Genomic DNA, 25,174 nt, shown 5'->3' with positions numbered 1-25,174 from the left:
GCGGCGTGGACCGGTCGTCGTGTTGCTGGTGCTGCTGGGGGCGATCGCGGGCAGTACCGCGTTCGCCGAGGGGGCGCTCTCGGACTGGGGTGCGCTGCACCTGCGTGAGACGCTGCACGCCTCGCCCGGGATCGCGGCCGCGGGGTACGCGGCGTTCTGCCTCGCGATGGGTTGCGGCCGGCTCGCCGGGGCCCGCTGGGTGATCCGGTTCGGCGACACCCGCGTGCTGGTCGCCGGCTCGCTCGCGGCGGCCGTCGGCGCGACCGCCGCGGCCCACGCCGTGGACCAGTTCGTCGCCATCGGCGGGTTCGTGCTGGTCGGGGTGGGACTGGCCAACGTGTTCCCGCTGGTGATCGGACGGGCCGGTCTGGTCGGTGGGCCGCGCGGGGTCGGGCTCGCCTCGACGGTCGGGTACAGCGGGCTGCTCGGTGGACCACCGGTCGTCGGGTTCCTCGCCGCGCACGCCGGGCTCCCGGCCGCGCTCTCCACGATCACCGCGCTGGCGCTGGTCGCCGCCGCTCTCGCCGTCGTGGTGGCGGTCGAACTGCCGGACGCCACGACGGTCGCCGCCGCGCTCCGCTCCCGGGCCCGGAGCTACGCGGCCTTCACCGCCGACCGGCTCACCTCGAGCCTGGGCGACCTCTCCCTCCTCCTCGACGCCTCCGACCACGCCGTGTCCGCCGACCGGACCCGCCCCGCCTCCCCACCCGCGTCCGATCCGACACCCACGGCCACGACCGATTCGACGCCCGCGGAGAACCGTCCCGGGGCAGCGACGGGGATACGGGCCTATCCGGGGCTGGAGTTTCTCGTTCGATGACCCTTCGCACCGTTCGGAGCGAACCCATGACCACACCGAACCTTCCGTTCCGGCGGGCGCTGCTCGTCGGCGTCAGCTATGCGATTCCGTTCGTCGCCGCCGGTGGCGTTCTCCAGGCGCTCGGGCTGCTGCTCGCCGGGGACACCGTGACCGGCGTGCCGTTCAGCCCGCTGCAACGCACCGGCGCGCTGGTCTTCTCCGTGGGCGCGCTCGCGTTCGGGCTGCTCGCGCCGGTGCTCGCGGCCGCGGTGGCGTACGCGCTGGCCGGTCGGCCGGGGCTGGTGCCCGGCCTCACGTCGGGGGTCGCGGCCGCGGCGGTCGGCGCCGGGTTCCTCGGTGGGCTCGTCGGCGGGCTGCTGGCCGGCGTGGTCGCGGCGCTGATCAGCCGGATCCGCCGGCCGGAGTGGACGCACGGGCCGGTGATGATCGTCGCGCTGCCGGTCGCGGCCACCCTGGTCACCGGTGGGTTGATGCTCGGGGTGATCGGGCCGCCGCTCGCCGCGGTCACCCGGACGTCGACCGGCTGGCTCGGCGCCCTCGACGGTTCCTCCGCGGGCCTGCTCGGCGTGGTCCTCGGCGCGATGACCGCCATCGACCTCGGCGGCCCGGTCAACAAGACCGCCTACGCCTTCGCCGCCTCCGGCGTGACCACCCCGTTCCTCACCGCGGCCCCACCCGCCGCCGTGCTCACCGGGGCGGCGACACCACCGGTCGCTCCCACCCATCCCGGAGCCGCCATGGCCGCGGTGATGGCCGCGGGGATGTGCGCCCCGCTCGCTCTGGCCCTCGCCACGCGCCTGCGGCCGAGCCTCTTCAGCGACGCGGAACGCGCCCACGCCCCCACCGCGGCCGCGCTCGGAGCGCTGTTCGTCACCGAGGGCGCGATCCCCTACGCGGTCGCCGACCCCGCGCGTGTCGTCCCGGCCGCGGTGCTGGGGTCGGCCACCGCCGGAGCCGTGGCGCTCGGCACGCACGCCACGGTCGGTGCCCCGCACGGCGGCGTGCTCGCGCTCTTCAGCGTGGGGCACGTCGTCGCGTTCCTCACCGCGGTCGCCCTGGGCACGGCGCTGACCTGCGTCGCGGTGATCGGCGCGAAAAGTGTGACGCGGGCCAAACGACCAGCGGGAAGGACCGGGGGCCACTCCGAGCTGATCGATTCAGAGAGCGCATCGTGAAGAGCGCCCACCCACCGCACCTATGAAGGGACGTTCCGTGTCGAATCAGGCTCGAGGTGCCTGGATCGTCTGGCTGGTCGGCCTCTCCATCTATTTCGTCGCCGTCTTCCACCGCTCCTCCCTCGCCGTAGCCGGCCTCCTCGCCACCGAACGTTTCGACATCACCGCGGCCCAGCTGGCCACGTTCACGATGCTGCAGCTGCTGGTGTACGCGGCGATGCAGATCCCGGTCGGGCTGCTGGTCGACCGGTTCGGCTCGCGGGCCGTGCTGCTCACCGGCGCGACGGTGCTCACGGTCGCCCAGGCCGGGTTCGCGTTCGCCGACTCCTACGGCACCGCGCTGCTCGCCCGCACGTTCGTCGGCATCGGCGACGCGATGACGTTCATCTCGGTGCTGCGCCTGGTCAACGTGTGGTTCGCGCCGCAGCGCGTGCCGCTGGTCACGCAGCTCACCGGCGTCACCGGACAACTCAGCGCGATCGTCGCGGCGGTGCCGATGACCTGGGCGCTGAGCACTCTCGGCTGGAGCTGGGCGTACGGCATCGCGGCGTCGCTGGGGCTGGCGACCGCGATCGCCGGCCTGCTGTTCCTGCACGACGAGCCGGGCACCCGGTCGCGGCGCGGCCCGGCGCTGTCGCTCGACACGATCCGCTCCAGCCTCGCGACGTCGTGGCAGCAGCCGGGCACGCGGCTGGGCTTCTGGGTGCACTTCACGACGCAGTTCAGCCCGACGATGTTCTCGCTGCTCTGGGGCTTCCCGTTCCTGGTGAAGGGCGAGGGCCTCTCGCCGAACGTCGCGTCGCTGCTGATCACGCTGATGGTGTTGGCGCTGATCGCGGCCGGCCCGGTGATGGGCTGGCTCACCGCGCACCACCCGTGGCAGCGTTCGACGATCGCGCTCGGCGTGGTCGGGGCGATCGTCGCCGCGTGGACGCTGGTGCTGGCGTGGCCGGGGCGGGCGCCGCTGCCGGTGCTCGTGCTGCTCGTGGTCGTGATCGGGCTCGGCGGTCCGGGGTCGATGATCGGGTTCGACCTGGGCCGGACGTCCAACCCGGTCGAGCGGCTGGCCAGCGCGACCGGCATCATCAACCAGGCCGGGTTCGTCGCGAGCCTCACGGTGGTCGTCGCCGTCGGCGCGATCCTCGACGCCCGCACGGGCGGCGGGGGGTACACCCCGGACGCGTTCCGCTGGGCGATGTCGTTCCAGTACGTGCTGTGGGCGCTCGGCGCCGTGCAGATCGTCCGCTACCGCGTGAAGGGCCGGGCCCACGCGCTGCGCCTGGATCCCCTCGCCCACACCCGCACCGCGTTCTCGTGAACAACAGCGGAGCGGGGTGATTCCACAGAGGAATCACCCCGCTTCGGTGTCGCCCGTCATGCGGCCAGGGCGAGCGCGGCGTAGCGCCCCTCGCGGGCGAGCAGTTCGGAGTGCGTTCCCGTCTCGACGATCCGTCCGTGGTCGAGTACGGCGATCTGGTCGGCGTCGCGCACGGTCGAGAGCCGGTGCGCGATCGTCACCGTGGTGCGTCCGGCCGACAGCGCGTCGAACGCCTGCTGCACGGCCCGCTCGGTCGAGTTGTCGAGCGCGCTCGTCGCCTCGTCGAGCACCAGCACCCGCGGGTTGCGCAGCAACGTCCGCGCGATCGCGATCCGCTGCTTCTCCCCGCCGGAGAACCGGTAGCCGCGCGACCCGACCGTCGTGTCGTACCCGTCGGGCAGACTCTCGATCAGCTCGTGGATCCGGGCGGCGCGCGCCGCGTCCTCGATCTCGGCGTCGGTCGCGTCGGGCTTGGCGTAACGCAGGTTCTCGCGCACGGTCGTGTGCAGCAGGTACGTCTCCTGCGACACCACGCCGACGATCGACGCGAGGTCGGCCAGCCGCAGGTCACGCAGGTCGACGCCGTCGAGCGTCACGCGCCCGGCGGTCGGGTCGTACAGGCGGGCGATCAGCGCCGCCATCGTGCTCTTGCCCGAGCCGGTGGCCCCCACCAGCGCCAGCGTCGTCCCCGCCGGGACGTCCAGCGAGACGCCCGCGACCGCGGCGGTGTCGTTGCCCGGGTAGGTGAACGTGACGTCCTCGAACCGCAGGTGCCCTTCGGCCGGCGACAAGACCCGGGGTGACGCCGGGTCGGCCACCTCCACCGGCAGGTCCAGGTACTCGAAGATGCGGGCGAACAGCGCGAGCGACGCCGCCACCGACACCCCGGTGTTGAGCAGCGCGGTCAGCGGGCGGAACAGCGTCCCCTGCAGGCTGGTGAAGGCCACCAACGTCCCGATGCTCAGCGTCCCGGTGGTGCCGGGCAGGCCGGCGCTCAGGTAGATCACGGCGGGGATCGCCGCGAAGATGATCGACATCGTGGCCATCCGCCAGCGGCCGGCCAGCTCGGAGCGCAGCTCCAGGTCGATCAGGCGCGACGACGACGCGGTGAACCGGTCGACGAGCACACCGCCGGTGCCCATGGTCTTCGCGAGCTGGGCGCCGCTGACCGAGAGGCCTTCCTCGATCGTGACGTTCAGGTCGGCGAGCTCGCGCTGGCGCTGGGCGGTGATCGCCTGGCGCATCCGCGCGACCCGCCGGGTCAGGTAGATCGCCGGCGGCAGCACGACGAGCGAGACCAGCGAGAGCCGCCAGGACAGGGCCACCATCGCGACCATCGTGGCGACCACGGTGGTCAGGTTCGAGGCGATCGACGTCGCGGTGGACGTGACGACGGTCTGCATGCCGCCGATGTCGTTGGTGATCCGCGACTGCACCTCGCCGGTGCGGGTGCGGGTGAAGAACCCGATCGACTGGCGCTGCAGGTGGGCGAAGACCTCGGTACGCAACCGGTGCATGACCTGCTGGCCGACGGTCGTGGAGATCCAGGTCTGGACGACCCCGAACGCGGACGTCACGGCGGCGACGGCGACCATGCCGATCACCAGCCCGACCAGGAGCGTGAGGTCCTGCTGCGGTAGCGCGACGTCGATGACCTCGCGGAGCAGGAACGGGGAGGCCAGCGAGACGACCGACGACGCGACGATGATCGCGGTCACGACCGTGAGCGGCCAGCGGTGGGAACGGAACAGACGGGCGATGCGGCGCAACGACACGGTGCGCGCCTGGGCCTTCTCGGCCTCGGACAGTTTCTGCGGGCCCCGACGGCCCGATGCGGTGGGGGTAGCCAAGTACGTCTCCTGAAGTTCGACTAATGCTGAGGTTACCTCAACATGAGGGAACAACAAGACCTCCTGGTACGGTATTCCGCGTGATCGAGCACGACACCGAGAGCCTGTCCGAGACGTTCTGGGCGGTGGCCCGCCGGCTGCGTCACCTCACCAAGGAGACGCTCGAACCGTGGGAGATCACCCCCGGCCAGTTCCGGGCGCTCGGGGTGCTCATCCGGCACGACGCGATCCGGCTCTCGGCTCTCTCCGAGCACCTGCGCATCGCCCCCCGCTCCACCACCGAGGTCGTCGACGGGCTCGAGGAGCGCGGCCTGGTCGAGCGGCGCGCCGACCCGAGCGACCGCCGGGCGACGCTGGTCGCGGTCACCGACGAGGGCCGCTCGGTCGGCGCCGCGATCATGCGGGCGCGGCGCACCGAGGGCGACAAGATGTTCGGCGCGCTCTCCGCCGAGGACCAGGCCGAACTGGCCCGCATCCTCGGGCTGCTGCGCCCGTGAGCACCCTGCTGCGCGACGTCCGCCTCGTCCCGGTCACCGGCGCGGCGCCCGACGGCCCGATCGACGTCCGGATCGCGAACGGAACGGTGACGGCGCCCGGGGAGCCCGTGGACCGGGTGATCGACGCCGGCGGACGCTGGCTGATGCCGGGTCTGTGGGACCAGCACGTGCATTTCCGGCAGTGGGCGCAGGCGCGGCTGCGCCTGGACCTGAGCGGCACCACCGGCCCGGCCGAGGCGGTCACGCGCGTCCGTGCGCACCTGGAGAGCCGGCCCGCCGTCGTGGTCGGCGCCGGGTTCCGGCCCGCCACCTGGCCGGAGCAACCGCGAACCGCTCATCTCGACGCGCTGAGCAGCACGATTCCGATCGTGCTGATCAGCGGGGACGTGCACTGCGGCTGGCTCAACTCGGCGGCGCAGCGGTGGCTCGGGGTGACCGCGCGGGCCGGGGTGCTCGACGAGAACGACTGGTTCACGCTGGTGCCGCACCTGGAGGACCGGCTGGCCGCCGACCTCGACCAGGCCTACCGGCTGGCCCAGGCCGACGCGGCCGCGCGGGGCGTGGTGGGCATCGGCGACATGGAGTTCGAGGCCGGGTTCCGGGCCTGGCCCGCCCGGTTCGCGGCCGGCGTCGACGGGCTGCGCGTGCGTACCGCGACGTACGCCGAGGGCCTCGAGGACGTCGTCGCGGCCGGGCTCCGGACGGGGTCGGTGCTGGACACCGCCGGGCTGCTCACGATGGGACCGCTGAAGATCATCTCCGACGGCTCGCTCAACTCACGCACCGCGCGGTGCTGCGAGCCCTACGGGGACGGTCGTCACGGCACCCAGAACTACCCGCTGGACGAGCTGGTGCGCCTGCTCGGCCGGGCCCACGGCGCCGGTCTGGAGATCGCGCTGCACGCGATCGGCGACGCCGCGCTCACCACCGCGGTGGACGCGTTCGAGGCGACCGGCGCCCGCGGCGGCATCGAGCACGTCCAGTTGGCGCGCTTCTCCGACTTCGACCGGATGGCGCGGCTCGGCCTGCGGGCCAGCGTCCAGCCCGCGCACCTGCTCGACGACCGCGACGTGGCGGCCGAGATCTGGCCGGACCGCACCGACCGGTGCTACGCGTTCGGATCGATGCTGGCCGCCGGCGTGCCGCTGGCCCTGGGCAGCGACGCCCCGGTGTCACCGCTGGACCCGTGGCTCGCGATGGCGGCGGCGGTGCACCGGTCGGCCGACGAGCGGGAGCCCTGGAACCCGGCCGAGTCACTGACCGCGGCCCAGGCCCTCGCGGCCAGTGTGGACGGCCGCCCCACCGTGGGCGTCGGCTCCCCGGCCGACCTGGTGCTCCTCGACGCGAACCCGGTGGACGCCGACGCCACCGCCCTGCGCACCATGACCGTGGCCGCGACCTTCGTCGCCGGCCGCCCCACCCACCTGTCCCTCTGACGCCGTCGCGGGAGAACTGGCTTCTGATTCCGGGAAGTCTCCCGCATCACCGGCGGGGATCTGGTGAGCTGATTCCTGCCGAAGAAGTGTGTGGCCGAGCCAACCACAGGAGCGTCGACGATGACCACCGAGGCGGAGCGCACCAAGCCGGACCGACCGGCGCCGGAGCCGATCGTGGTCCGGCCCTGGCCGGTGCGCGAATCGGTCCGCGGGAGCGCGCTGGGACGGATCATCCGCACCACCGACGCCAAGCAGATCGGCATTCTGTACCTGGTCACGTCGTTCTTCTATTTCGCCGCGGCCGGCGTCATGGCGCTGCTCATGCGGGCCGAACTCGCCCGCCCGGGGCTGCAGTTCCTGTCGAACGAGCAGTACAACCAGCTGTTCACCATGCACGGCTCGATCATGCTGCTGCTCTTCGGCACGCCGCTGGGCTTCGCGTTCGCGAACTTCCTCGTCCCGCTGCAGATCGGCGCGCCCGACGTGTCGTTCCCCCGGCTGAACGCGTTCGCCTACTGGGCGTTCGCGCTCGGTGGGCTGATGGTGCTCGCCGGTTTCCTCACCCCGGGCGGCGCGGCCGACTTCGGCTGGTTCGCCTACGCCCCGCTCAACGACGTCACGAACTCCCCCGGCGCCGGCACCGACCTGTGGATCATGGGCTTCGTTCTGTCGGGCCTCGGCACCATCCTGGGCGCCGTGAACATCGTGACGACGATCCTGACCATGCGCGCACCGGGCATGACGATGTTCCGGATGCCGATCTTCACCTGGAACATGCTGGTCACCAGCCTGCTGGTGCTGATGGTCTTCCCGATCCTGGCGGCGGCGTTCCTGGCCCTGATGGCCGACCGGCACCTCGGCGGTCACGTCTACGACGCGGCCACCGGCGGCCCGATCCTCTGGCAGCACCTGTTCTGGTTCTTCGGGCACCCCGAGGTCTACATCCTCGCCCTACCGTTCTTCGGCATCATCACCGAGATCATCCCGGCGTTCAGCCGCAAACCGCTGTTCGGCTACAAGGGAATGGTGGCCGCGACGCTCGGCATCGCGGCGCTGTCGATGACCGTGTGGGCGCACCACATGTTCGTCACCGGCGCGGTGCTCCTGCCGTTCTTCAGCTTCCTGTCGTATTTGATCGCGGTGCCGACCGGCATCAAATTCTTCAACTGGATCGGCACGATGTGGCGGGGTCAGTTGACGTTCGAGACGCCGATGTTGTTCTCGGTCGGCTTCCTGGTCACGTTCCTGTTCGGTGGTCTCACCGGCGTACTCCTGGCCAGTCCACCGGTCGATTTCCACGTCTCCGATACGTACTTCGTCGTCGCGCATTTCCACTATGTACTGTTCGGTACGATCGTGTTCGCCGCGTTCGCCGGGATCTATTTCTGGTTCCCGAAGATGACCGGCCGGATGCTCGACGAGCGCCTCGGCAAGCTGCACTTCTGGCTGACGTTCATCGGGTTCCACACCACGTTCCTGGTGCAGCACTGGCTCGGCAACGAGGGCATGCCCCGCCGCTACGCCGACTACCTGGCCGCCGACGGCTTCACCACGCTGAACACGATCTCGACGATCGGCGCGTTCGTGCTCGGCATCTCGTCGCTGCCGATCCTGTGGAACATCTGGAAGTCCTACAAGCTCGGCCGGGTCGTGACCGTCGACGACCCGTGGGGCTACGGCGGCTCGCTCGAGTGGGCCACGTCCTGCCCGCCGCCGCGGCACAACTTCGCCCAGCTGCCGCGCATCCGCTCCGAGCGTCCGGCGTTCGACGCCGCCTACCCCCACCTGGCGCCGTGGGCGCAGAAGGAGGCCGAACAGCCCAGCGTCAACGCCTGACGTCACGTTCGGGGCCCCCGGCTCGTCCTCGGTGGACACACCTCCAGGGGAGAGCCCATGTACGTCACCGTGACCGTCCTCGCCGCGCTCCTCGACGGCACCGCCGCGATCACGTACCTGATCGGCCACGACTACCCCAGAGCCATGGTGACGATGAAGCGGCTCCCACTCTGGTGGATGCCGGTGCTGGGCTCGCTGCTGGCCGCCGGCGCGATCGGGCTGCTCGTCGGGTTCGCGGTGCCGTGGATCGGCACGCTCGCCGCCGTCGGCCTCGTGCTCTACTTCGCCGGCGCGCTCGTCGTCCACCTGCGGGTCGGGTCCCGCGCGCTCACCGGGTGGGCGGTGTTCACCAGCGTGGCGGTGGCCACGCTGGTGCTCCACCTGACCGCCGGCTAGGCGTTCCGGGCGGCGGCCTCGGCTTCCAGGCCGAGTTCGGTCACGGCCGTCTCGCGCATCTCCACCTTGCGGATCTTGCCGGTGACGGTCATCGGGAAGCTCTCGACGATCTTCACGTACCGCGGGATCTTGAAGTGCGCGAGCTTGCCGGTGCAGTAGGCCCGCAGCGACTCGGCGGTCAACGGCGACGCGTCGGGGCGCAGGCGCACCCAGGCCATCAGCTCCTCGCCGTACTTGGCGTCCGGCACCCCGATGACCTGGGCGTCGACGACGTCGGGGTGGGTGTAGAGGAACTCCTCCACCTCGCGCGGGTACACGTTCTCCCCGCCCCGGATCACCATGTCCTTGATCCGCCCGACGATGTTGACGTACCCCTCGTCGTCCATGGTCGCGAGGTCGCCGGTGTGCATCCACCGGGCCGGGTCCAGCACCTCGGCGGTCTTCGCGGGCTCGTTCCAGTAGCCGCGCATCACCGAGTAGCCCCGGGTGCAGAACTCGCCGGTCTCGCCCCGGGGCACCACCTGCCCGGTCGTCGGGTCGACGATCTTGATCTCCAGGTGCGGATGGACCCGGCCCACCGTGGCCGTCCGGCGGTCGAGGCTGTCGTCGGCGCTGGTCTGGGTGGAGACCGGCGACGTCTCGGTCATGCCGTAACAGATCGTGACCTCGGTCATCCCCATCTCCGAGACGACCCGCTTCATCACCTCGACCGGGCACGGGGAGCCGGCCATGATGCCCGTCCGCAGGCTGGAGAGGTCGTACGACGCGAAGTCGGGCAGGCCGAGCTCGGCGATGAACATCGTCGGCACGCCGTAGAGGGACGTGCACCGCTCGTCCTGCACCGCTCGTAGAGTCGCCGCGGGGTCGAAACCGGGCGCCGGGATCACCATCGTCGCGCCGTGTGACGTCGCGCCGAGGTTGCCCATGCCCATGCCGAAGCAGTGGTAGTACGGCACCGGGATGCAGACGCGGTCGGCCTCGGTGTATCCGCAGCCCTCGCCCACGAAGAACCCGTTGTTGAGCAGGTTGTGGTGGGTGAGCGTGGCGCCCTTGGGAAATCCGGTGGTGCCGGAGGTGTACTGGATGTTGATCGGGTCGTCGGGGTCGAGGTCGTCGGGGAGCGTGCCCGGGTCGCCGGCGCGCCCGGCCGCGAGCAGCGCGTCCCAGGCCGGGTCGCCGAGGAAGATCGTCGTCGTCAGGTCGGGGCAGTCGTCGCGGACCTCGCCGACCATCGCGCGGTAGTCGCTGGTCTTGAATTCCGGCGCCGAGATGAGCACCGAAATTCCCGCCTGCTCGAGCACGAACGCGAGTTCGTGCGTGCGGTAGGCCGGATTGATGTTCACCAGGATCGCGCCGAGTTTCGCGGTGCCGTACTGGACGAACACCCACTCCGCGCAGTTGGGCGCCCAGATGCCGACCCGGTCGCCTTTCCGGACGCCGAGCGCGGCCAGACCGAGCGCGCACGCGTCGACCTCCGCGACCAGTTGCGGATAGGTGAACCGGCGCCCGGTGGCACACTCCACCAACGCTTCGTGATCGCCGACACGCGCGGCGGTGCGGTCGAGGTTCGCGCCGATCGTGTCGCCGAGCAACGGAACCGCTGACGTACCGCTGGAGTAGGACGGTAACTTCGGCATCGATGCCTCCCGGTGACCTGCGACACAGCCTCGAGAGGAACTCTGTCACCGCGGACGCGGCGACGCACGTCGATACCAGCAAACCGGGAATTGCAGTTCCGGGCCGCGTTTACCGAGCGTGAATTCGGTCGATCGACGGCAACAAAACCCGACGCTTCGAGGTCGGCTATCCGTCAATTGCTCGACTTCAAGAATGCCCCCGAATCGGGTAAGGTTTTCGGCGCTCGCGTGCCACTCCCGCCACCAGTTAAATCAGTGGCCGACGCCGGGCACTCAGCCATACCGTCAGCCGTTGTCCCTGGTAACGGCGGCCATCACCGTGGCTGCCCCGACGAAGTGAAGGTAAGATCTCCATATGGAGACTGTGCCTCCGGTTATTGCCCACCCTCTACTCCCGGCAGTGCCGCTGGCCTCCGGCACGCTGGTTCGCCGCACGCAGCGCGACGCCGACCGTGACCGCGCCCGCATCATGGAGACGGCCCGCGAGGTGTTCGCCGTCTACGGGCTCGACGTCACGCTCGAGGACATCGCCAGCTTCGGCGGTTTGAGCATCCGTACCGTGCGCCGCGCGTTCCCCACCCGTGACGAGCTGATCGAGGTGCTGTTCGAGCAGGCCCTCGGTGATCTCGCCGCCGCGGCCGAGAAGGCCGCCGAGCACCCCGACGCGCTGCTCGGCTTCCTGGGCTTCCTCAGCGAGTCGGCCCAGATGCAGGAGCGCAACTCCGGGCTCCGGATGCTGCTGCAGGGCGAATCCACCGGCACGCAGGCCGCCGAGACCGCGCGCACCCGCCTCCTGCCCGGTCTGACCCGGCTGGTCGAGCGCGCCCGTGAGTCCGGCGTCGTCCCGGTCGAGATGCAGCCGTCCGACCTGCCCGCACTGCAGTTCGTGCTGGGCAACATGAGCGAGTACGCCGAGAACGTCGAGCCCGAGCTCTGGCAGCGCTACCTGGCGATCCTGCTCGACGGTCTGCAGTTGCCGAGCGTCGACTGCGGGCCCGGCGCGCTGCCGGGCGGGCGCCTCGCCCTGGAGTGATCCTCCGCCCTCGGTCCGATCCCCGTACTGCTCTGGTGGTACGGCGAAATACGACTACCGGATCACGCCGAGGGCGGGCTCACCGCCGTAACGTTTTGTCGGTCAGCGACGACTGAATCACTGACGACGACGGGGAGTTCGGTGAGCACTGTGGTGATCGGCATCGCGCTGGCCCTCCTGTCGTCCGTGGCCTACGCGTCGGCCGCCGTGGTCCAGGAGCGGCTGGCGGAGTTGCCGGTCAGCCGGCTGGCGACGCATCCACGCTGGTGGATCGCCACCGCGCTGAACGGTGTGGCGGCGATCCTGCACCTGGCCGCGCTGCGCGCCGGTCCACTCTCGCTGATCCAGGCCCTCGGGGTGCTGACGCTGCCGATGGCCGTGCCGATGGCGGCGGCCACCTGGCGCCGCCGGGTGTCGCTGCTGGAGTGGAAAGGCATCCTGTTCACGCTGGCCGGGCTGGTGGGCCTGGTCCTGCTGATCGGCTCGGCCGGTACCGGCGGCGAGCTCACGCTGACCCAGCTCGTCGTGGTGCTCGTCGTCACCGGAGCGGTGCTCGCCGGGCTCGAGGGCCTGAGCCGGATGCCGCGGGCGTCGCTGCTGTGGAGCGCGGCGGCGGCCGGGGTGGCGTTCGGCGTGTCGTCGGCGGTGAGCCAGACGATCACCGTGCGCCTGGCCGAGGCCGGGTTATCCGCGGTACTGACGCCGCTGGTGCTGATCGCGGTGGCCGCGGTAGCCGTGTTGACGGTCGCCGGGCTGCTGCTCACCCAGCGGTCCTATCGCGACGGGCTCGGCGCGCCGCTGGCCGTGAGCACGATCGCGAACCCGATCGCCGCCGCGGCGATCGGCATCCTGCTGCTCGGTGACCACGTCACGGGTGGGTACCCGGGCACCGCGCTCGCGGTCGCCTGCGCCACCGGCGCCGCGATCGGCGTCACCCTGCTGGCCTCGGCGCCCCACGACGGCCGCTCCCGGGTTCCGGTGAGCGCCTCGGCGCCGGACTAGGGCCGGTTTCACAGGTTCAGGCCGCCCACGGTGGGCTGCTGGCCTGTGAAACAGGTCCTAGGTATCCGACTGGGCGGTGCGGGCGGCGTCGATCACGCGGGTGAGTGACGCGTGCAGCTGCTCCAGTTCGGCGAGGTCCATGCCGAGCGTCGCCACGATCGCGGGCGGGATGCGCTCGGCCCGGGCCCGGAGGACGGCGCCGGCCTCGGTGAGCGTCACCGCGAGCATCCGCTCGTCGCGGTGGTCGCGCTCGCGGCGCACGTAGCCGGCGCTCTCCAGGCGCTTGAGCAGCGGCGACAGCGTGCCGGGGTCGAGCTGGAGCACGTCGCTGAGCTCGCGCACCGAGCGCGGTGCCCGCTCCCAGAGCGCGAGCATCACCAGGTACTGGGGGTGGGTGAGCCCCATCGGTTCCAGCAGCGGGCGGTAGATCGCGTTCACGGTGCGCGACGCCACGACGAGCGCGAAACACACCTGGCGGTCCAGCGCGAGCGGATCCGAGGCGACGGTCATGCCCCGACCTTAGCCCCCAGTTTCTTCTCACACCAATCGTTGGTGCACCAATGATTGGCGTACAGTGGCCACCATGGCAGAGAAGAAGAAGCGCCGCCGCGGCGAGTGGCTGTTCCAGATCTTCGGCCCGCCGACCGTCAACGGCGCGCTCCAGGGCCACAGCGCCGAAGCGCGTGAGGCCTGGAAGCGCCGCGTGGAGCAGGAACGCGCCGCCCGCCGCCGCAAGGCCTGAACCGGCCCGAGCGCCGGAGCGCTCACGCGGGGACGAGGACCCGGGCGCGTGCGGTCAAGGGCGTCAGGGCCAGCGCGGCCACCAGGCCGAGCACGATGCCGACCACCAGCGCCTCGCCCGGGCGGGCCGGCGCCAGCGACGCGGTCACCGCCACACCGAGCGCCGAACCGACGTACCGGGCGGTGTTGTTCGCCCCCGACCCCATCGCGCCGCGGTCGGGCGGCACCGTGCCCACCGCCAGCCGGGGCAGCGTCGCATTGATCAGCCCGGCGCCGATCCCGGCGACCGCCATCCCGGGCAGCATCCAGCCCCAGGCGTGTCCGACGGTCACCAGCGCCAGCACGCTCCCGACCGCCGAGAGCAGGAACCCGGCCCCGAGCTCCAGCCCGCCGTGCTCGGTGGTGCGCATCCGTCGCGCGGCCAGCCCCACGAGGAAGCTGGTGAACGCCCAGACGAACGCGAGCACCGCGGTGTGCGCCGCGGTCCACCCGTTGCCCCGCTGCAGCGCGGTCGGCAGGAACGTCATCGGCCCGATCACCGCGACGCCGGTCGCCAGCGCGCCGAGCGTCGCCAGCAGGAACGGCGGGCGCCGGAAGAGCGTCAGGTCGATCATCGGCCGACCGGTACGCGTCTCGCGCAGCGTGAACAGCCCGAACAGCACCAGCGCGAGGACGATCGGCAGCACGGTCGCGGTCCGCAGCCAGCCGGTGCGCCCGTTGGTGGCCCCGACCAGCAACGCCGCCAGCGCCGCGCCCAGCAGGACGACGCCGGGCCAGTCGATCGGCCGCGGCCGCTCGGCCCGCGACTCGCGCAGCACCGGCCGCGAGGCCACCGCCAGCACGAGCCCGACGACCGCCGCGCCCCAGTAGAACGTCCGCCAGTCGCCGACGTGTCCACCGGCCACCGCGAGCAGCGGGCCGACCGCGATGCCCAACCCGATCATCGACCCCCAGGTGGCCGCCGCCCGGATGCGGTGCGGCCCGGGCGGGAACGCGTCGGCCACCAGGCCCAGACCGGCGGCGAGGACGGCCGCGCCGGCGACACCCTGCACGACCCGCGCGCCGACGAAGACCCAGGCGGTCGGGGCGAGCGCGCTCGCCGCCATCGCGAGCGAGAGCCCGGCCACGCCACCCACGAACACCCGGCGTCGGCCGTAGTCGTCGGCGACGCTCCCGGCCGGGAGCAGCAGCACGGCGAGCCCGAACGTGATGCCGTTGAGCACCCAGACCTGGGCGGTCGCGGTCGCGTGCAGCTCGGCGGCGAGCGTCGGGAGCACCACCGCCGGCGCGGTGTAGTCGGCCAGCGTGAGCAGGGTCGCGGCGCACACCACCGCGAGCACCGTCCGCTCGCGCGTCATCGGTTCCGAGGTTCCAGTCACGAGCGCGACAGTACCCGAGTCAGTTCAATGAATGAACCGTAAGGAGCAGCACAGTTCAGTGAACGAACCGGCGCGCTAGGATCAAACCGTGGGACTCGGTAAGGACTACTCGGGCCAGAACTGCACGTTCGCCCGCACGCTGGAGATCCTCGGCGAACGCTGGACGCTGCTGGTGATCCGCGACGCCTTCTACGGCGTGCGCCGGTTCGGGGACTTTCTCGCGCACCTCGACGCACCACGCGCCGTGCTGGCCGACCGGCTCGACACGCTCGTCACCGCCGGCGTGCTGGCCAAGCAGCGCTACCAGGAGTCGCCGCCGCGGGACGAGTACGTGCTCACCGACGCCGGCGTCGAACTGTGGCCGGTGCTGTTCCAGCTCACCGCCTGGGGCAACCGGCACCTGGACTCACCCCGGTCGCTGCGTGTCTTCCGCCACCTCGACTGCGGCGGCCTCCTCGCCGGGTTCGTCCGCTGCGACGCCTGCGGCCGGACCGTGGAGGCGGCCGACACCCAGGTGGAACCGGGCCCGGGCACCACGTTCCCGCGCAGCGACCGGGTCAGCGTCGCGCTGCGCGAACCGCACCGATTGCTGCAGCCGCTTCAACTCGCGTGAGAAACCCGCTACGGTCTAACTCAGTTAGTCGCGATTAACTGAGTTCCAGCGAGGCGGTCCATGACGGCAGCACATCAGGAACTGGTCGCCGAGCTGCACGGGAAGCTCGCCACCACCGCGCGGGGCGGCTCGGAACGGGCGCGCACGCGCCACGTCGAGCGGGGCAAGCTGCTCCCCCGTGACCGCGTCGACACCCTGCTCGATCCGGGCAGCCCGTTCCTCGAGCTCTCCCCGCTGGCCGCGAACGGCCTCTACGGCGACGAGTCGCCGGGCGCCGGGCTGATCACCGGCGTCGGGCGGGTCTCGGGGCGCGAGTGCGTCGTCGTCGCCAACGACGCGACGGTCAAGGGCGGCACGTACTACCCGATGACCGTGAAGAAGCACCTCCGCGCCCAGGAGATCGCGCTCGACAACCACCTGCCGTGCGTCTACCTGGTCGACTCCGGCGGTGCGTTCCTCCCCCGGCAGGACGAGGTGTTCCCCGACCGCGAACACTTCGGCCGGATCTTCTACAACCAGGCGACGCTCTCGTCCCGGGGCATCCCGCAGATCGCCGCGGTGCTCGGGTCCTGCACGGCCGGCGGTGCGTACGTGCCGGCGATGGCCGACGAGACCGTGATCGTGCGTGAACAGGGCACGATCTTCCTCGGCGGCCCGCCGCTGGTGAAGGCCGCGACCGGCGAAGTGGTGCGGCCTGAGGACCTGGGCGGCGGCGAGCTGCACGCCCGGACGTCCGGCGTCGTCGACCACCTGGCCGACGACGACACCGACGCGCTGCGCATCGTCCGCGGCATCGTCGGCACGCTGGCCGCGCCGAGCCCGTCTCCGTGGGAGCGCCGCGCGACACGACCGGCGAAGGACCAGAAGAGCCTCTACGACATCGTCCCCACCGATCCGCGCATCCCCTACGACGTGCACGCGGTGATCGAGACGCTCGTCGACGGCGGCGAGTTCGCCGAGTTCAAGGCCCGCTACGGCCCGACGCTGGTCACCGGGTTCGCGCACCTGCACGGGCACCCGGTGGGCATCGTCGCGAACAACGGGGTGCTGTTCGCGGAGTCCGCGCTCAAGGGCGCGCACTTCATCGAGCTCTGCGACCAGCGCGGCATCCCGCTGGTGTTCCTGCAGAACATCACCGGGTTCATGGTGGGGCGCGAGTACGAGGCCGGCGGCATCGCCAAGCACGGCGCGAAGATGGTCACCGCGGTGGCCTGCGCGCGGGTACCGAAGCTCACGGTCGTGATCGGGGGCTCGTTCGGTGCCGGGAACTACGCGATGTGCGGGCGGGCCTACTCGCCCCGGTTCCTGTTCCTCTGGCCCAACGCCCGGATCTCGGTGATGGGCGGCGAGCAGGCCGCGCAGGTGCTCGGCACCGTCGGCACCGTGGACCCGGACGAGATCCGCGCCCAGTACGAGACGCAGGGCAACCCGTACTACGCCACGGCCCGCCTCTGGGACGACGGCGTGATCGACCCGGCGCGCACCCGGGACGTCCTCGGCCTCGCGCTGGGCGTCTGCTCCCGGGCGCCGCTGGCCCCCGTTTCCTACGGCATCTTCCGGATGTGAGCATGTTCCGCACCGTGTTGGTGGCCAACCGCGGCGAGATCGCCGTCCGGGTGATCCGTACGTTGCGCCGTCTCGGCGTCCGTTCGGTGGCCGTGCACACCGATGTCGACGCCGACGCGCGGCACGTCGTCGAGGCGGACACCGCGGTCGCCCTCGGCCCGGCCCGCGCCTACCTGGACATCGCCGCGATCGTGGCCGCGGCGAAGCGGACCGGTGCCGAGGCCGTCCACCCCGGCTACGGGTTCCTGGCCGAGAACGCGGAGTTCGCGGCCGCGCTCGCCGACGCCGGGATCGTCTTCCTCGGCCCACCGCCGAAAGCGATCGAGGTGATGGGCGACAAGATCGCGGCGAAGAACGCGGTCGCGCAGTTCGGCGTGCCGGTGGTCCCGGGCATCGCCCGGCCCGGGCTGACCGACGACGAGTTGGTCGCCGCGGCGCCGGGCATCGGGTTCCCGGTGCTGGTCAAGCCGTCCGCGGGCGGCGGCGGGAAAGGCATGCACCGCGTCGACGACGCCGCCGGGCTGCCGGGCGCGCTGGTCACCGCGCGCCGCGAGGCCAGGGCCAGTTTCGGCGACGACACGCTGTTCCTGGAGCGGTTCGTGGCCCGGCCGCGCCACATCGAGGTGCAGGTGCTCGCCGACCAGCACGGGCACGTCGTCCACCTGGGCGAGCGGGAGTGCAGCCTCCAGCGCCGCCACCAGAAGGTGATCGAGGAGGCGCCCTCGCCGCTGCTGGACGCCGCCGGCCGGGCCACGATCGGGGCGGCTGCGGTGGCCACCGCGCGCAGCGTCGACTACGTCGGTGTCGGCACGGTGGAGTTCCTGGTCTCCGACGAGCGTCCGGACGAGTTCTTCTTCATGGAGATGAACACCCGCCTGCAGGTCGAGCACCCGGTGACCGAGGAGGTCACCGGCCTGGACCTGGTCGAGCTGCAGCTGCGTGTCGGGGCCGGGGAGCCGCTGCCGTTCACCCAGGACGACGTCGTGCTCACCGGGCACTCGATCGAGGCCAGGGTGTACGCCGAGGACCCCGGGCTGGGGTTCCTGCCGACCGGTGGCCGCGTCCTCGACCTGGCCGAACCGGACGGCGAGGGGGTGAGGGTCGACTCGGGGTTGAGACTCGGCACCACGGTGAGCAGCGATTACGACCCGATGCTGGCCAAGGTCATCGCGTCCGGACCCGACCGGGCCACCGCGCTCCAGCGTCTGGACGCCGCGCTCGCCGCGACCACCGTGCTCGGCGTGACGACGAACGTCGAGTTCCTGCGTTTCCTGCTGGCCGACCCCGACGTGGCGGCCGGGCGGCTCGACACCGGCCTGCTCGATCGCCGGCTGCCCGGGTTCGCCCCGGCCGCACCGGACGACGAGACGGTCGTGGCGGCGGCCGTCGCCCGGTGGCTCGCGGCGTGGGACGCGGCGGGCGACGACCCGTGGACGCAGCCGTCGGGGTGGCGGCTCGGCGCGCCGGCGGCGACGGTCACCCGGTGGCGCGTGGGTGAGCGCACGGTCGAGGTCCGGCTGACCGGGACGCCGGACGACGGCGCGGTCGTGGTGGACGGCGGTGAACCGCGCACCGTGGTCGCGCGGAACGACCGGACCGCGCTGGCGCTGGGCCTCGGCGGGGAGCGACGGCGCTACCGGGTCGCGGCCGACGGCGACACCACCTGGATCACCGCGGCCGGGGGCGTGGCGGCCGCGGTCCGGCGGCTGGGTCCGCGCCCGGCCCGGCCCGACGCCTCGGCCGAGGCCACGGCCGAGCTGAGCAGCCCGATGCCCGGCGCGATCATCGCCGTGCACGCCGCCGACGGCGACCCGGTCACGGCCGGCGCACCGGTCGTCGTCGTCGAGGCGATGAAGATGGAGCACGTCCTCACCGCTCCGGCCGACGGCACGTTGCGCCTGGCCGTGGCGCTCGGTGACCGGGTCAGCGTCGGCCAGGTGCTGGCCCGGGTCGAGGCCGACGTTGCGGCCGCCGACGCGCCGGCCGCCGACGAGAAGGAAGGCGAGCGGACGTGAGCGAGTGGACTCCGGCGGGGCCGGCGTGGCTGTTCTGCCCGGCCGACCGCCCGGACCGTTACGGCAAGGCCGCGGCCGCCGCGGACGTGGTGATCCTCGACCTGGAGGACGCCGTCGCGCCGGCCGACAAGGACGGGGCCCGGCGCGCGCTCGCCGGGACGACGCTCGACCCCGAGCGCACGGTCGTGCGCGTGAACGCCGGCGACCCCACCGACGATCTCGCCGCGCTGAAGAACACCCCGTACCGGCGGGTGATGCTGCCGAAGGCCGAGTCGGCGACGCAGGTCCTCGCGCTCCGGCCGTTCGACGTGGTCGCGCTCCTCGAGTCACCCCGCGGCGCGCTGGCCGCCGCCGACCTCGCCGCGGCCGAGAACACGATCGGCCTCATGTGGGGCCCGGAGGACCTCACCGCGGCGCTGGGCGGAAGCTCGGCCCGGCACGCGGACGGCCGGTTCCGGCACGTGCACCAGCAGGTGCGCTCCAGCACCCTGCTGGCCGCGAAGGCCTTCGGGCGGCTCGCGCTCGACACCGTCCACCTGGACATCGCCGACCTCGACGGCCAGCGCGCCGAGGCCGAGGACGCGGTGGCGACCGGCTTCGACGGCACGGTCGCGATCCACCCGAGCCAGGTGCCGGTGATCCGCGCGGCGTACGCACCGCCGCCGGAGGACGTCGCGTGGGCCCGGCGGGTGCTCGAGGCCGCCCGCGTCGAACGCGGGGTGTTCCGCTTCGAGGGCCGGATGGTCGACTCGCCGGTGCTGCGCCACGCCGAGACGCTGCTGCGGCGAGCGGGAACCCCCACCCCGTGAACGCACAAAACCTCAGTTCCGGGCGCTAGCCGCCGATCCTGCGGCGTAACGTACCCGGACGCCTGCGGGGGCAACGATGCGCGTTCAGCGACCTGGCCGAGCACTACGCGACCAGGCTCTCGAGCGGGAGCGCGCAGTCGCCGAGGGCGCGGCCAGGCTCGCGGCGAGCGGCGACCGGGACGTCGTGCAGAGCACCGCGGTCGAGACGACGGCGGCGATCGCGCGCAGCGCCGGCGCGAAGGGCGTCCGGGTGATGCTCGGCATCGGCCACGACCTGCGGCACGAGATCGTGGCCACGGCCGGGGAACGGACCGCCAGCGCGATCGGCCGGGTCGTGGAGTTCGACGAACTGCCCGAGCACCTGGTCGCGGCGCTGCGCCGGGGTGAGGCGATCTACCTGGAGCGGCCGGAGTCCGACCTCGCGCCCCGCCGGGGTGGCGTCCTGGTCATCCGGCTGCGTGCCGGCGGGCGGGACGTCGGCGCGCTGTCGGTGTCGGCGAACGCGCCGCTCACCCCGGAGGTGCGCGCGGCGGTGTGCTCCTGGAGCAGCCAGGTCGCGGCGAGCCTGGCCGGGCTCGCGCTCACCGAGGAACTGCTGCACCGGGCCTACCACGACCCGCTGACCGGCCTGGCCAACCGGGAGCTGCTGCGCCAGCGTCTCGCGGCCGCGCTGCACGACGGTCCGTCCGACGCGTTCACCGCGTTCCTGCGGCTCGACCTCGACCGGTTCGGCCAGATCACCGACGCGCTCGGGCCCCGGGCCGGGAACGACGTCCTGTGCGCGGTGGCCGACCGCCTGCGCGGCATGGTCGGCCCCGGTGACCTCGCCGTGCGGCTCGACGTCGCCGAGTTCGGGCTGGTGCTCGGTGGGGTCCGGGACGCCGACGCGGCCACCGCGGCCGCCGAGCGTCTGATCAGCGCGTTGCGTGAACCGATCACGGCGGACGGGCACCGCGTGACCGTCGGCGGGTCGATCGGGGTGGCCCTGCGTGCTCCGGGCACCGGCGCCTCGATCGACGAGATCGTCGGGGACGCCGACGCCGCGATGATCCGCGCCCGCGAAGCCGCCGGCCCGGTGCGCCGCCTGTCGGTCGCGTCGTAGCGCGGCCCGGCCCGGGCAAAGCCGCCCCGGCGCGGGTGGGGGCGCCGTAGGGTCGCCGCCACACCGACGCGAAGGAGCGGGTATGGCGGCGCTGGACTTCACCGGACGGACCGTGCTGGTCACCGGCGGGACGAAGGGCATCGGACGGGTCATCGCCGCGACGTTCGAGCAGGCCGGCGCGGACGTCGTGGTGTGTGCCCGGAACGAACCGTCCGACCCGGCACCCGGCCTCTTCGTGCCGGCCGACGTGCGTGACCCGGCGTCGTGCCAGGCCCTGGTGGACACCACCGTGGAGCGCTTCGGCCGGCTGGACGTCCTGGTGAACAACGCCGGCGGCTCACCGGACGCCGAGGCCGCGACCGTCTCGCCGCGCTTCGTCGAGAAGATCGTGGCCCTCAACCTGCTCGCGCCGTTCACGCTGTCCCAGCTGGCCTACGACGTGATGCGTGCCCAGGAGGGCGGCGGGTCGATCGTCAACATCGGCAGTGTGTCGGCCACCGACCCGCAGCCGGGAACCGCGGCCTACTCCGCGGCGAAGGCCGGTCTGCTGACGCTCACCAAGGCGCTGGCGCTGGAGTGGGGGCCGGCCGTGCGGGTCAACCACATCACGGCCGGGCTGATCCGCACCGAGTCGGAGCGGTACACCGAGCAGACCGCGAGCCTGATCCCGGCCGGTCGCCTGGCCGAGCCCGCCGACGTCGCGAACGCCTGCTTGTTCCTCGCCAGTGACCTGGCCTCCTACGTCAACGGCGCGGACCTCGCCGTCCACGGCGGCGGAGAAGTCCCGGCGCGCTCTGTCGTGAACCCCTAGACAAGCGTACAGTCGACTACACAGACGTATAGCCGACGAGAGGCCAGCAGTGCCCGACCCCGACGACCTCACCGCACGCGCACGCATCCGGCAGGCCGCGCTGGCGCAGTTCGCCGAGGTCGGGTTCCAGAAAGCGACGATCCGCAGCATCGCGGCCGAGGCCGGGGTCTCCCCCGGCCTGCTCCGCCACCACTTCGGATCCAAGGAGGCGCTGCGGGACGCCGTGGACGCCTACGTGATGGACGAGATCCGCCGGGCCAACGACGAGGTCTCGGAAGCCAGCCGGACCGGCGACTTCGCGTCGACGGTCGACCGCGAAGCACTCCGCCCGTTCCAGCGCTACCTGGCCCGCGGGCTGCTCGACGGTTCGCCCACGGTGGCGACCATGTTCGACCAGATGGCCGCGATGACGACCCAGTGGATCGCCGCCGCGGACGAGACCCGCACCGACCGGCCCCGCACCGATCACCGCACCCGCGGCGCGCTGTACACCGCGATGGTGCTCGGCGTCCCGTTGCTGCACGAGCACCTCTCCCGCGTGCTCGGCATCGACGTTCTCTCCGCCGACGGCGACCGGCGCGTCGCGCTGGCGATGCTCGACATCTACTCGCACGCGCTGATCAGCACCGAACTCGCCGAACAGGCACGAGCCGCCCTCTACCCGGAACCTCCATAAGGAGAAGCACGATGACCGACACCATCTCGGTTTCCGGTCTACTGAAGAACTTCGGGCCCACCCGAGCCCTCGACGGGCTCGATCTCTCCGTCCGCACCGGTGAGGTGCACGGCTTCCTCGGCCCGAACGGCGCCGGGAAGACCACCACGATCCGCATCCTGCTGGGCTTGGCGCGCTCCGACGGCGGCACCGCGCGCCTCCTCGGCGGCGACCCGTGGAAGGACGCCACCGACCTGCACCGGCGCCTCGCCTACGTCCCCGGCGACGTCACGCTGTGGCCGAACCTCTCCGGCGGCGAGATCGTCGACCTGCTCGGCCGGCTCCGCGGCGGCATCGACCGGAAGCGCCGCGCCGAGCTGCTCGAACGGTTCCAGCTCGACCCGCGCAAGAAGGGCCGCGCCTACTCCAAGGGCAACCGGCAGAAGGTCGCGCTGGTCGCCGCGTTCGCCTCCGAGGCCGAGCTGCTGATCCTCGACGAGCCGACGTCCGGCCTCGACCCGTTGATGGAGGAGGTGTTCCGCGCGTCGGTCGCCGAGTTCGTCGCGGCCGAGGGCCGCACCGTGCTGCTCTCCAGCCACATCCTGTCCGAGGTGGAGGCGCTCGCCGACCGCGTGACGATCATCCGCGACGGCCGGGCCGTGGAGAGCGGAACCCTCACCGAGCTGCGTCACCTGTCCCGGACGTCGGTCCGGGCCGAGCTGGCCGGGCCCGCCCACCTCGACCGGGTGCACGACCTGGTGGTCCACGGCGACCGCGTCACGTTCACCGTGGACAACGCCGACCTCGACCACGTGATGCGTCAACTGGCCGGAATCGGCATCCGCAGCCTGGAGAGCCGGCCGCCGACGCTGGAGGAGCTGTTCCTCTCCCACTACGAGGCGGTGGCCTGATGTTCGCCGGGACCGCCACCCTGCTGCGCCTGGGCCTGCGCCTCGACCGGGTGCGCCTGCCGATCTGGGTCCTCGTGCTCGCGGTGATGCCCGCCGCCACCGCGGCGCAGTACCAGGACCTCTACCCCACCGACGCCGACATCTCCGACGTCAGCGGCATCCTCGCCAATCCGGCGCTGGAGGCGATCAACGGGCCGCTGTTCTCGGTCACGCTCGGCGGCCTCACCGCCTGGAAGATCGGCGCGACCGAGTTCGTGCTGGTCGCGCTCATGAGCCTGCTGACCGTGGTGCGGCACACCCGCACCGAGGAGGAGACCGGCCGGCTGGAGCTGGTCGGGTCGGCCGCGACCGGCCGGTACGCGCCGCTCACCGCGGCGCTGCTGGTGGCGTCGATCGCGGACGTCGTCGCCGGTGCGCTGGTCGCGGTGTTCCTCGCGGCGACCGGGCTGCCGGTCGCGGGCTCGGTCGCGTTCGGGCTGGCCACCACCGTCACCGGGTTGCTGTTCGCCGGGGTCGCGGCGGTCGCCGCGCAGCTGGTCGGCGCCGGGCGCTCCGCGACCGGGATCGCCGCCGGTGTGCTGGGCGCGGCCTATCTGGCGCGTGCGCTCGGCGACACCGGGCCGACGGGGCTGAGCTGGGCGTCCCCGCTCGGCTGGGCGATGCGCACCCGCGCGTTCGCGGACGAGCGCTGGTGGGCGCCGGTGCTGTCGCTGGTGGTCGCCGCCGGGCTCGGAGTCCTGGCCTACGTGCTCGTCGCGCGCCGTGACGTCGGCGCGAGCCTGGTGCCGGAACGGCCGGCGCCGGAGGCGGGTTCGCTGGGCTCGCCGTTCGCGCTCGCCTGGCGTCTGCAGCGCGGGGTGCTGTTCGGCTGGATCGTCGCGATGGTGTTCGCCGGTGCGGTGCTCGGTGGCTCGGCGAACGGGCTCTCCGACTCGCTCGGGTCCAATCAGGAGCTCACCGACGTGCTGGCGCGGCTCGGTGGTTCCGCCGGGATCGTCGACTCGTACCTCGCGGCGGTGTTCGGCATCATGGGGCTGACGATCGCGGCCTACACCGTGCAGGCGACGCTCCGGCTGCGCAGCGAGGAGGCGTCGCAGCGCGTCGAACCGCTGCTGGCGACGCCGGTCGGGCGGGTGCGGTGGCTGCTGGGGCACCTGGCGTTCGCGGTGCTCGGGACGCCGCTGCTGCTGGCGGTCGCCGGGCTGGCCGGTGGGTTGACCTACGGCCTGGAAACGGCGGACGTCGGCGGGCAGGTGCCCCGCCTGCTGGGAGCCGCGCTGGTGCAGACCCCGGCGGCGTGGGTGCTGGCCGGCGTCGGCGCGGCGCTGTTCGGGCTGGTGCCGCGGTGGAGCGTGCTGACCTGGGGCGGGTTGATCGCCTGCTTCGTCGCGCTGGAGCTGGGAGCCCTGCTGGGCGTGAGCCAGTGGCTGATCGACGTCTCGCCGTTCGCCCACGTCCCGAAGCTGCCGGGCGGCTCGCTGCGGGTGGCACCGCTGTTCGGGCTGACCGCCGCGGCGGCGGTGCTGGTGGGCGCCGGGGTGGCCGGCTTCCGCCGCCGGGACGTCGGCTGAC

General features: G+C 72.4%; 23 protein-coding genes. 19 read left to right on the top strand and 4 right to left on the bottom strand.

Going from position 1 to position 25,174, the window contains the following annotated elements; all coding sequences use genetic code 11:
• The 3 genes from ABD437_RS03660 to ABD437_RS03650 all read left to right on the top strand — a co-directional run.
• Positions 1-820, top strand: an 820-nt coding sequence (locus ABD437_RS03660; protein ID WP_344647299.1) for an MFS transporter, incomplete at its 5' end; no start/stop codon positions are given.
• Between the two features lie 26 nt (positions 821-846).
• Positions 847-1,995, top strand: coding sequence for a fructose-specific PTS transporter subunit EIIC (locus tag ABD437_RS03655; RefSeq protein ID WP_344647298.1), 1,149 nt, complete (start codon positions 847-849; stop codon positions 1,993-1,995).
• A gap of 37 nt (positions 1,996-2,032) precedes the next feature.
• A complete protein-coding gene (locus ABD437_RS03650; RefSeq protein ID WP_344647297.1) occupies positions 2,033-3,313 on the top strand; it encodes an MFS transporter in 1,281 nt (426 codons plus the stop codon).
• 56 nt (positions 3,314-3,369) lie between these two features.
• On the opposite strand, the gene ABD437_RS03645 is transcribed toward ABD437_RS03650, so the two are convergent.
• Positions 3,370-5,163 (bottom strand): ABC transporter ATP-binding protein, encoded by a 1,794-nt coding sequence (locus tag ABD437_RS03645; RefSeq protein ID WP_344647296.1) that lies wholly within the window; start codon positions 5,161-5,163, stop codon positions 3,370-3,372.
• Between the two features lie 80 nt (positions 5,164-5,243).
• Between ABD437_RS03645 and ABD437_RS03640 the strand changes: the two genes are divergently transcribed.
• From ABD437_RS03640 to ABD437_RS03625, 4 genes are all read left to right on the top strand, one after another.
• Positions 5,244-5,660: a MarR family winged helix-turn-helix transcriptional regulator gene (locus ABD437_RS03640; RefSeq protein ID WP_344647295.1), complete on the top strand. Its 417-nt coding sequence runs from the start codon at positions 5,244-5,246 to the stop codon at positions 5,658-5,660.
• Entirely contained in the window at positions 5,657-7,096 is a 1,440-nt protein-coding gene (locus ABD437_RS03635) for an amidohydrolase (protein ID WP_344647294.1), read from the top strand. Before ABD437_RS03640 ends, ABD437_RS03635 begins: the two co-directional genes overlap by 4 nt.
• Positions 7,097-7,216: 120 nt before the next feature.
• Positions 7,217-8,932 carry an aa3-type cytochrome oxidase subunit I gene (gene ctaD, locus ABD437_RS03630; protein ID WP_344647293.1) on the top strand — a complete coding sequence of 572 codons (1,716 nt, stop codon included), beginning with the start codon at positions 7,217-7,219 and terminating at the stop codon, positions 8,930-8,932.
• Positions 8,933-8,989: 57 nt separating this feature from the next.
• Positions 8,990-9,328, top strand: coding sequence for a DoxX family protein (locus ABD437_RS03625; protein ID WP_344647292.1), 339 nt, complete (start codon positions 8,990-8,992; stop codon positions 9,326-9,328).
• Here ABD437_RS03625 and ABD437_RS03620 read toward each other — a convergent pair.
• A complete protein-coding gene (locus tag ABD437_RS03620; RefSeq protein WP_344647291.1) occupies positions 9,325-10,965 on the bottom strand; it encodes an AMP-binding protein in 1,641 nt (546 codons plus the stop codon). The genes ABD437_RS03625 and ABD437_RS03620 overlap by 4 nt on opposite strands.
• 400 nt (positions 10,966-11,365) lie before the next feature.
• Between ABD437_RS03620 and ABD437_RS03615 the strand changes: the two genes are divergently transcribed.
• Complete coding sequence (locus ABD437_RS03615) at positions 11,366-11,998, top strand: TetR/AcrR family transcriptional regulator (protein WP_344647290.1); 633 nt, start codon at positions 11,366-11,368, stop codon at positions 11,996-11,998.
• A 141-nt stretch (positions 11,999-12,139) separates the two neighbouring features.
• Positions 12,140-13,000 carry a DMT family transporter gene (locus ABD437_RS03610; RefSeq protein ID WP_344647289.1) on the top strand — a complete coding sequence of 287 codons (861 nt, stop codon included), beginning with the start codon at positions 12,140-12,142 and terminating at the stop codon, positions 12,998-13,000.
• 57 nt (positions 13,001-13,057) lie between these two features.
• Here the strand turns inward: ABD437_RS03610 and ABD437_RS03605 are convergent, their stop codons facing one another.
• The gene (locus ABD437_RS03605) at positions 13,058-13,510 is read right to left on the bottom strand and encodes a MarR family winged helix-turn-helix transcriptional regulator (protein ID WP_344647288.1); all 453 of its coding nucleotides are present in this window, start codon (positions 13,508-13,510) and stop codon (positions 13,058-13,060) included.
• A 73-nt stretch (positions 13,511-13,583) separates the two neighbouring features.
• Between ABD437_RS03605 and ABD437_RS03600 the strand changes: the two genes are divergently transcribed.
• Positions 13,584-13,742 (top strand): hypothetical protein, encoded by a 159-nt coding sequence (locus ABD437_RS03600; RefSeq protein ID WP_344647287.1) that lies wholly within the window; start codon positions 13,584-13,586, stop codon positions 13,740-13,742.
• A 22-nt stretch (positions 13,743-13,764) separates the two neighbouring features.
• Here the strand turns inward: ABD437_RS03600 and ABD437_RS03595 are convergent, their stop codons facing one another.
• Positions 13,765-15,120, bottom strand: a complete 1,356-nt coding sequence (locus ABD437_RS03595; RefSeq protein WP_344647286.1) for an MFS transporter — start codon at positions 15,118-15,120, stop codon at positions 13,765-13,767.
• A gap of 88 nt (positions 15,121-15,208) precedes the next feature.
• Here ABD437_RS03595 and ABD437_RS03590 point away from each other — a divergent pair, with 88 nt between their 5' ends.
• The 9 genes from ABD437_RS03590 to ABD437_RS03550 all read left to right on the top strand — a co-directional run bounded on the left by ABD437_RS03590 (position 15,209) and on the right by ABD437_RS03550 (position 25,173).
• Positions 15,209-15,733: a winged helix-turn-helix transcriptional regulator gene (locus ABD437_RS03590; protein WP_344647285.1), complete on the top strand. Its 525-nt coding sequence runs from the start codon at positions 15,209-15,211 to the stop codon at positions 15,731-15,733.
• A 60-nt stretch (positions 15,734-15,793) separates the two neighbouring features.
• Positions 15,794-17,299 (top strand): carboxyl transferase domain-containing protein, encoded by a 1,506-nt coding sequence (locus ABD437_RS03585; RefSeq protein WP_344647284.1) that lies wholly within the window; start codon positions 15,794-15,796, stop codon positions 17,297-17,299.
• A 2-nt stretch (positions 17,300-17,301) separates the two neighbouring features.
• Entirely contained in the window at positions 17,302-19,314 is a 2,013-nt protein-coding gene (locus tag ABD437_RS03580; protein WP_344647283.1) for an acetyl/propionyl/methylcrotonyl-CoA carboxylase subunit alpha, read from the top strand.
• The gene (locus ABD437_RS03575) at positions 19,311-20,123 is read left to right on the top strand and encodes an HpcH/HpaI aldolase/citrate lyase family protein (RefSeq protein ID WP_344647282.1); all 813 of its coding nucleotides are present in this window, start codon (positions 19,311-19,313) and stop codon (positions 20,121-20,123) included. Before ABD437_RS03580 ends, ABD437_RS03575 begins: the two co-directional genes overlap by 4 nt.
• Before the next feature lie 76 nt (positions 20,124-20,199).
• A complete protein-coding gene (locus ABD437_RS03570) occupies positions 20,200-21,225 on the top strand; it encodes a diguanylate cyclase domain-containing protein (protein ID WP_344647281.1) in 1,026 nt (341 codons plus the stop codon).
• Between the two features lie 82 nt (positions 21,226-21,307).
• Complete coding sequence (locus ABD437_RS03565; RefSeq protein ID WP_344647280.1) at positions 21,308-22,036, top strand: SDR family oxidoreductase; 729 nt, start codon at positions 21,308-21,310, stop codon at positions 22,034-22,036.
• Positions 22,037-22,085: 49 nt separating this feature from the next.
• Complete coding sequence (locus tag ABD437_RS03560; protein WP_344647279.1) at positions 22,086-22,712, top strand: TetR/AcrR family transcriptional regulator; 627 nt, start codon at positions 22,086-22,088, stop codon at positions 22,710-22,712.
• Positions 22,713-22,723: 11 nt separating this feature from the next.
• The gene (locus ABD437_RS03555) at positions 22,724-23,602 is read left to right on the top strand and encodes an ABC transporter ATP-binding protein (protein WP_344647278.1); all 879 of its coding nucleotides are present in this window, start codon (positions 22,724-22,726) and stop codon (positions 23,600-23,602) included.
• Positions 23,602-25,173: an ABC transporter permease gene (locus tag ABD437_RS03550; protein ID WP_344647277.1), complete on the top strand. Its 1,572-nt coding sequence runs from the start codon at positions 23,602-23,604 to the stop codon at positions 25,171-25,173. Before ABD437_RS03555 ends, ABD437_RS03550 begins: the two co-directional genes overlap by 1 nt.
• Position 25,174 lies beyond the last annotated feature (1 nt).

Origin of the sequence: Cryptosporangium japonicum (assembly GCF_039524755.1) — a bacterium.
In the GTDB taxonomy this organism is placed as follows: Bacteria; Actinomycetota; Actinomycetes; order Mycobacteriales; family Cryptosporangiaceae; genus Cryptosporangium; species Cryptosporangium japonicum.
Note: the sequence above shows the minus strand (reverse complement) of the source record. Positions and strands in the feature narration are given on the sequence as shown.

Bases quoted from the DNA above. Each gene is read 5' to 3' on its own strand.
- ABD437_RS03625 (WP_344647292.1), top strand. From the start codon at position 8,990: ATGTACGTCACCGTGACCGTCCTCGCCGCGCTCCTCGACGGCACCGCC.
- ABD437_RS03565 (WP_344647280.1), top strand. From the start codon at position 21,308: ATGGCGGCGCTGGACTTCACCGGACGGACCGTGCTGGTCACCGGCGGG.
- ABD437_RS03555 (WP_344647278.1), top strand. From the start codon at position 22,724: ATGACCGACACCATCTCGGTTTCCGGTCTACTGAAGAACTTCGGGCCC.
- ABD437_RS03570 (WP_344647281.1), top strand. From the start codon at position 20,200: ATGCGCGTTCAGCGACCTGGCCGAGCACTACGCGACCAGGCTCTCGAG.
- ABD437_RS03585 (WP_344647284.1), top strand. From the start codon at position 15,794: ATGACGGCAGCACATCAGGAACTGGTCGCCGAGCTGCACGGGAAGCTC.
- ABD437_RS03605 (WP_344647288.1), bottom strand. From the start codon at position 13,510: ATGACCGTCGCCTCGGATCCGCTCGCGCTGGACCGCCAGGTGTGTTTC.
- ABD437_RS03655 (WP_344647298.1), top strand. From the start codon at position 847: ATGACCACACCGAACCTTCCGTTCCGGCGGGCGCTGCTCGTCGGCGTC.
- ABD437_RS03580 (WP_344647283.1), top strand. From the start codon at position 17,302: ATGTTCCGCACCGTGTTGGTGGCCAACCGCGGCGAGATCGCCGTCCGG.
- ABD437_RS03600 (WP_344647287.1), top strand. From the start codon at position 13,584: ATGGCAGAGAAGAAGAAGCGCCGCCGCGGCGAGTGGCTGTTCCAGATC.
- ABD437_RS03620 (WP_344647291.1), bottom strand. From the start codon at position 10,965: ATGCCGAAGTTACCGTCCTACTCCAGCGGTACGTCAGCGGTTCCGTTG.
- ctaD (WP_344647293.1), top strand. From the start codon at position 7,217: ATGACCACCGAGGCGGAGCGCACCAAGCCGGACCGACCGGCGCCGGAG.
- ABD437_RS03550 (WP_344647277.1), top strand. From the start codon at position 23,602: ATGTTCGCCGGGACCGCCACCCTGCTGCGCCTGGGCCTGCGCCTCGAC.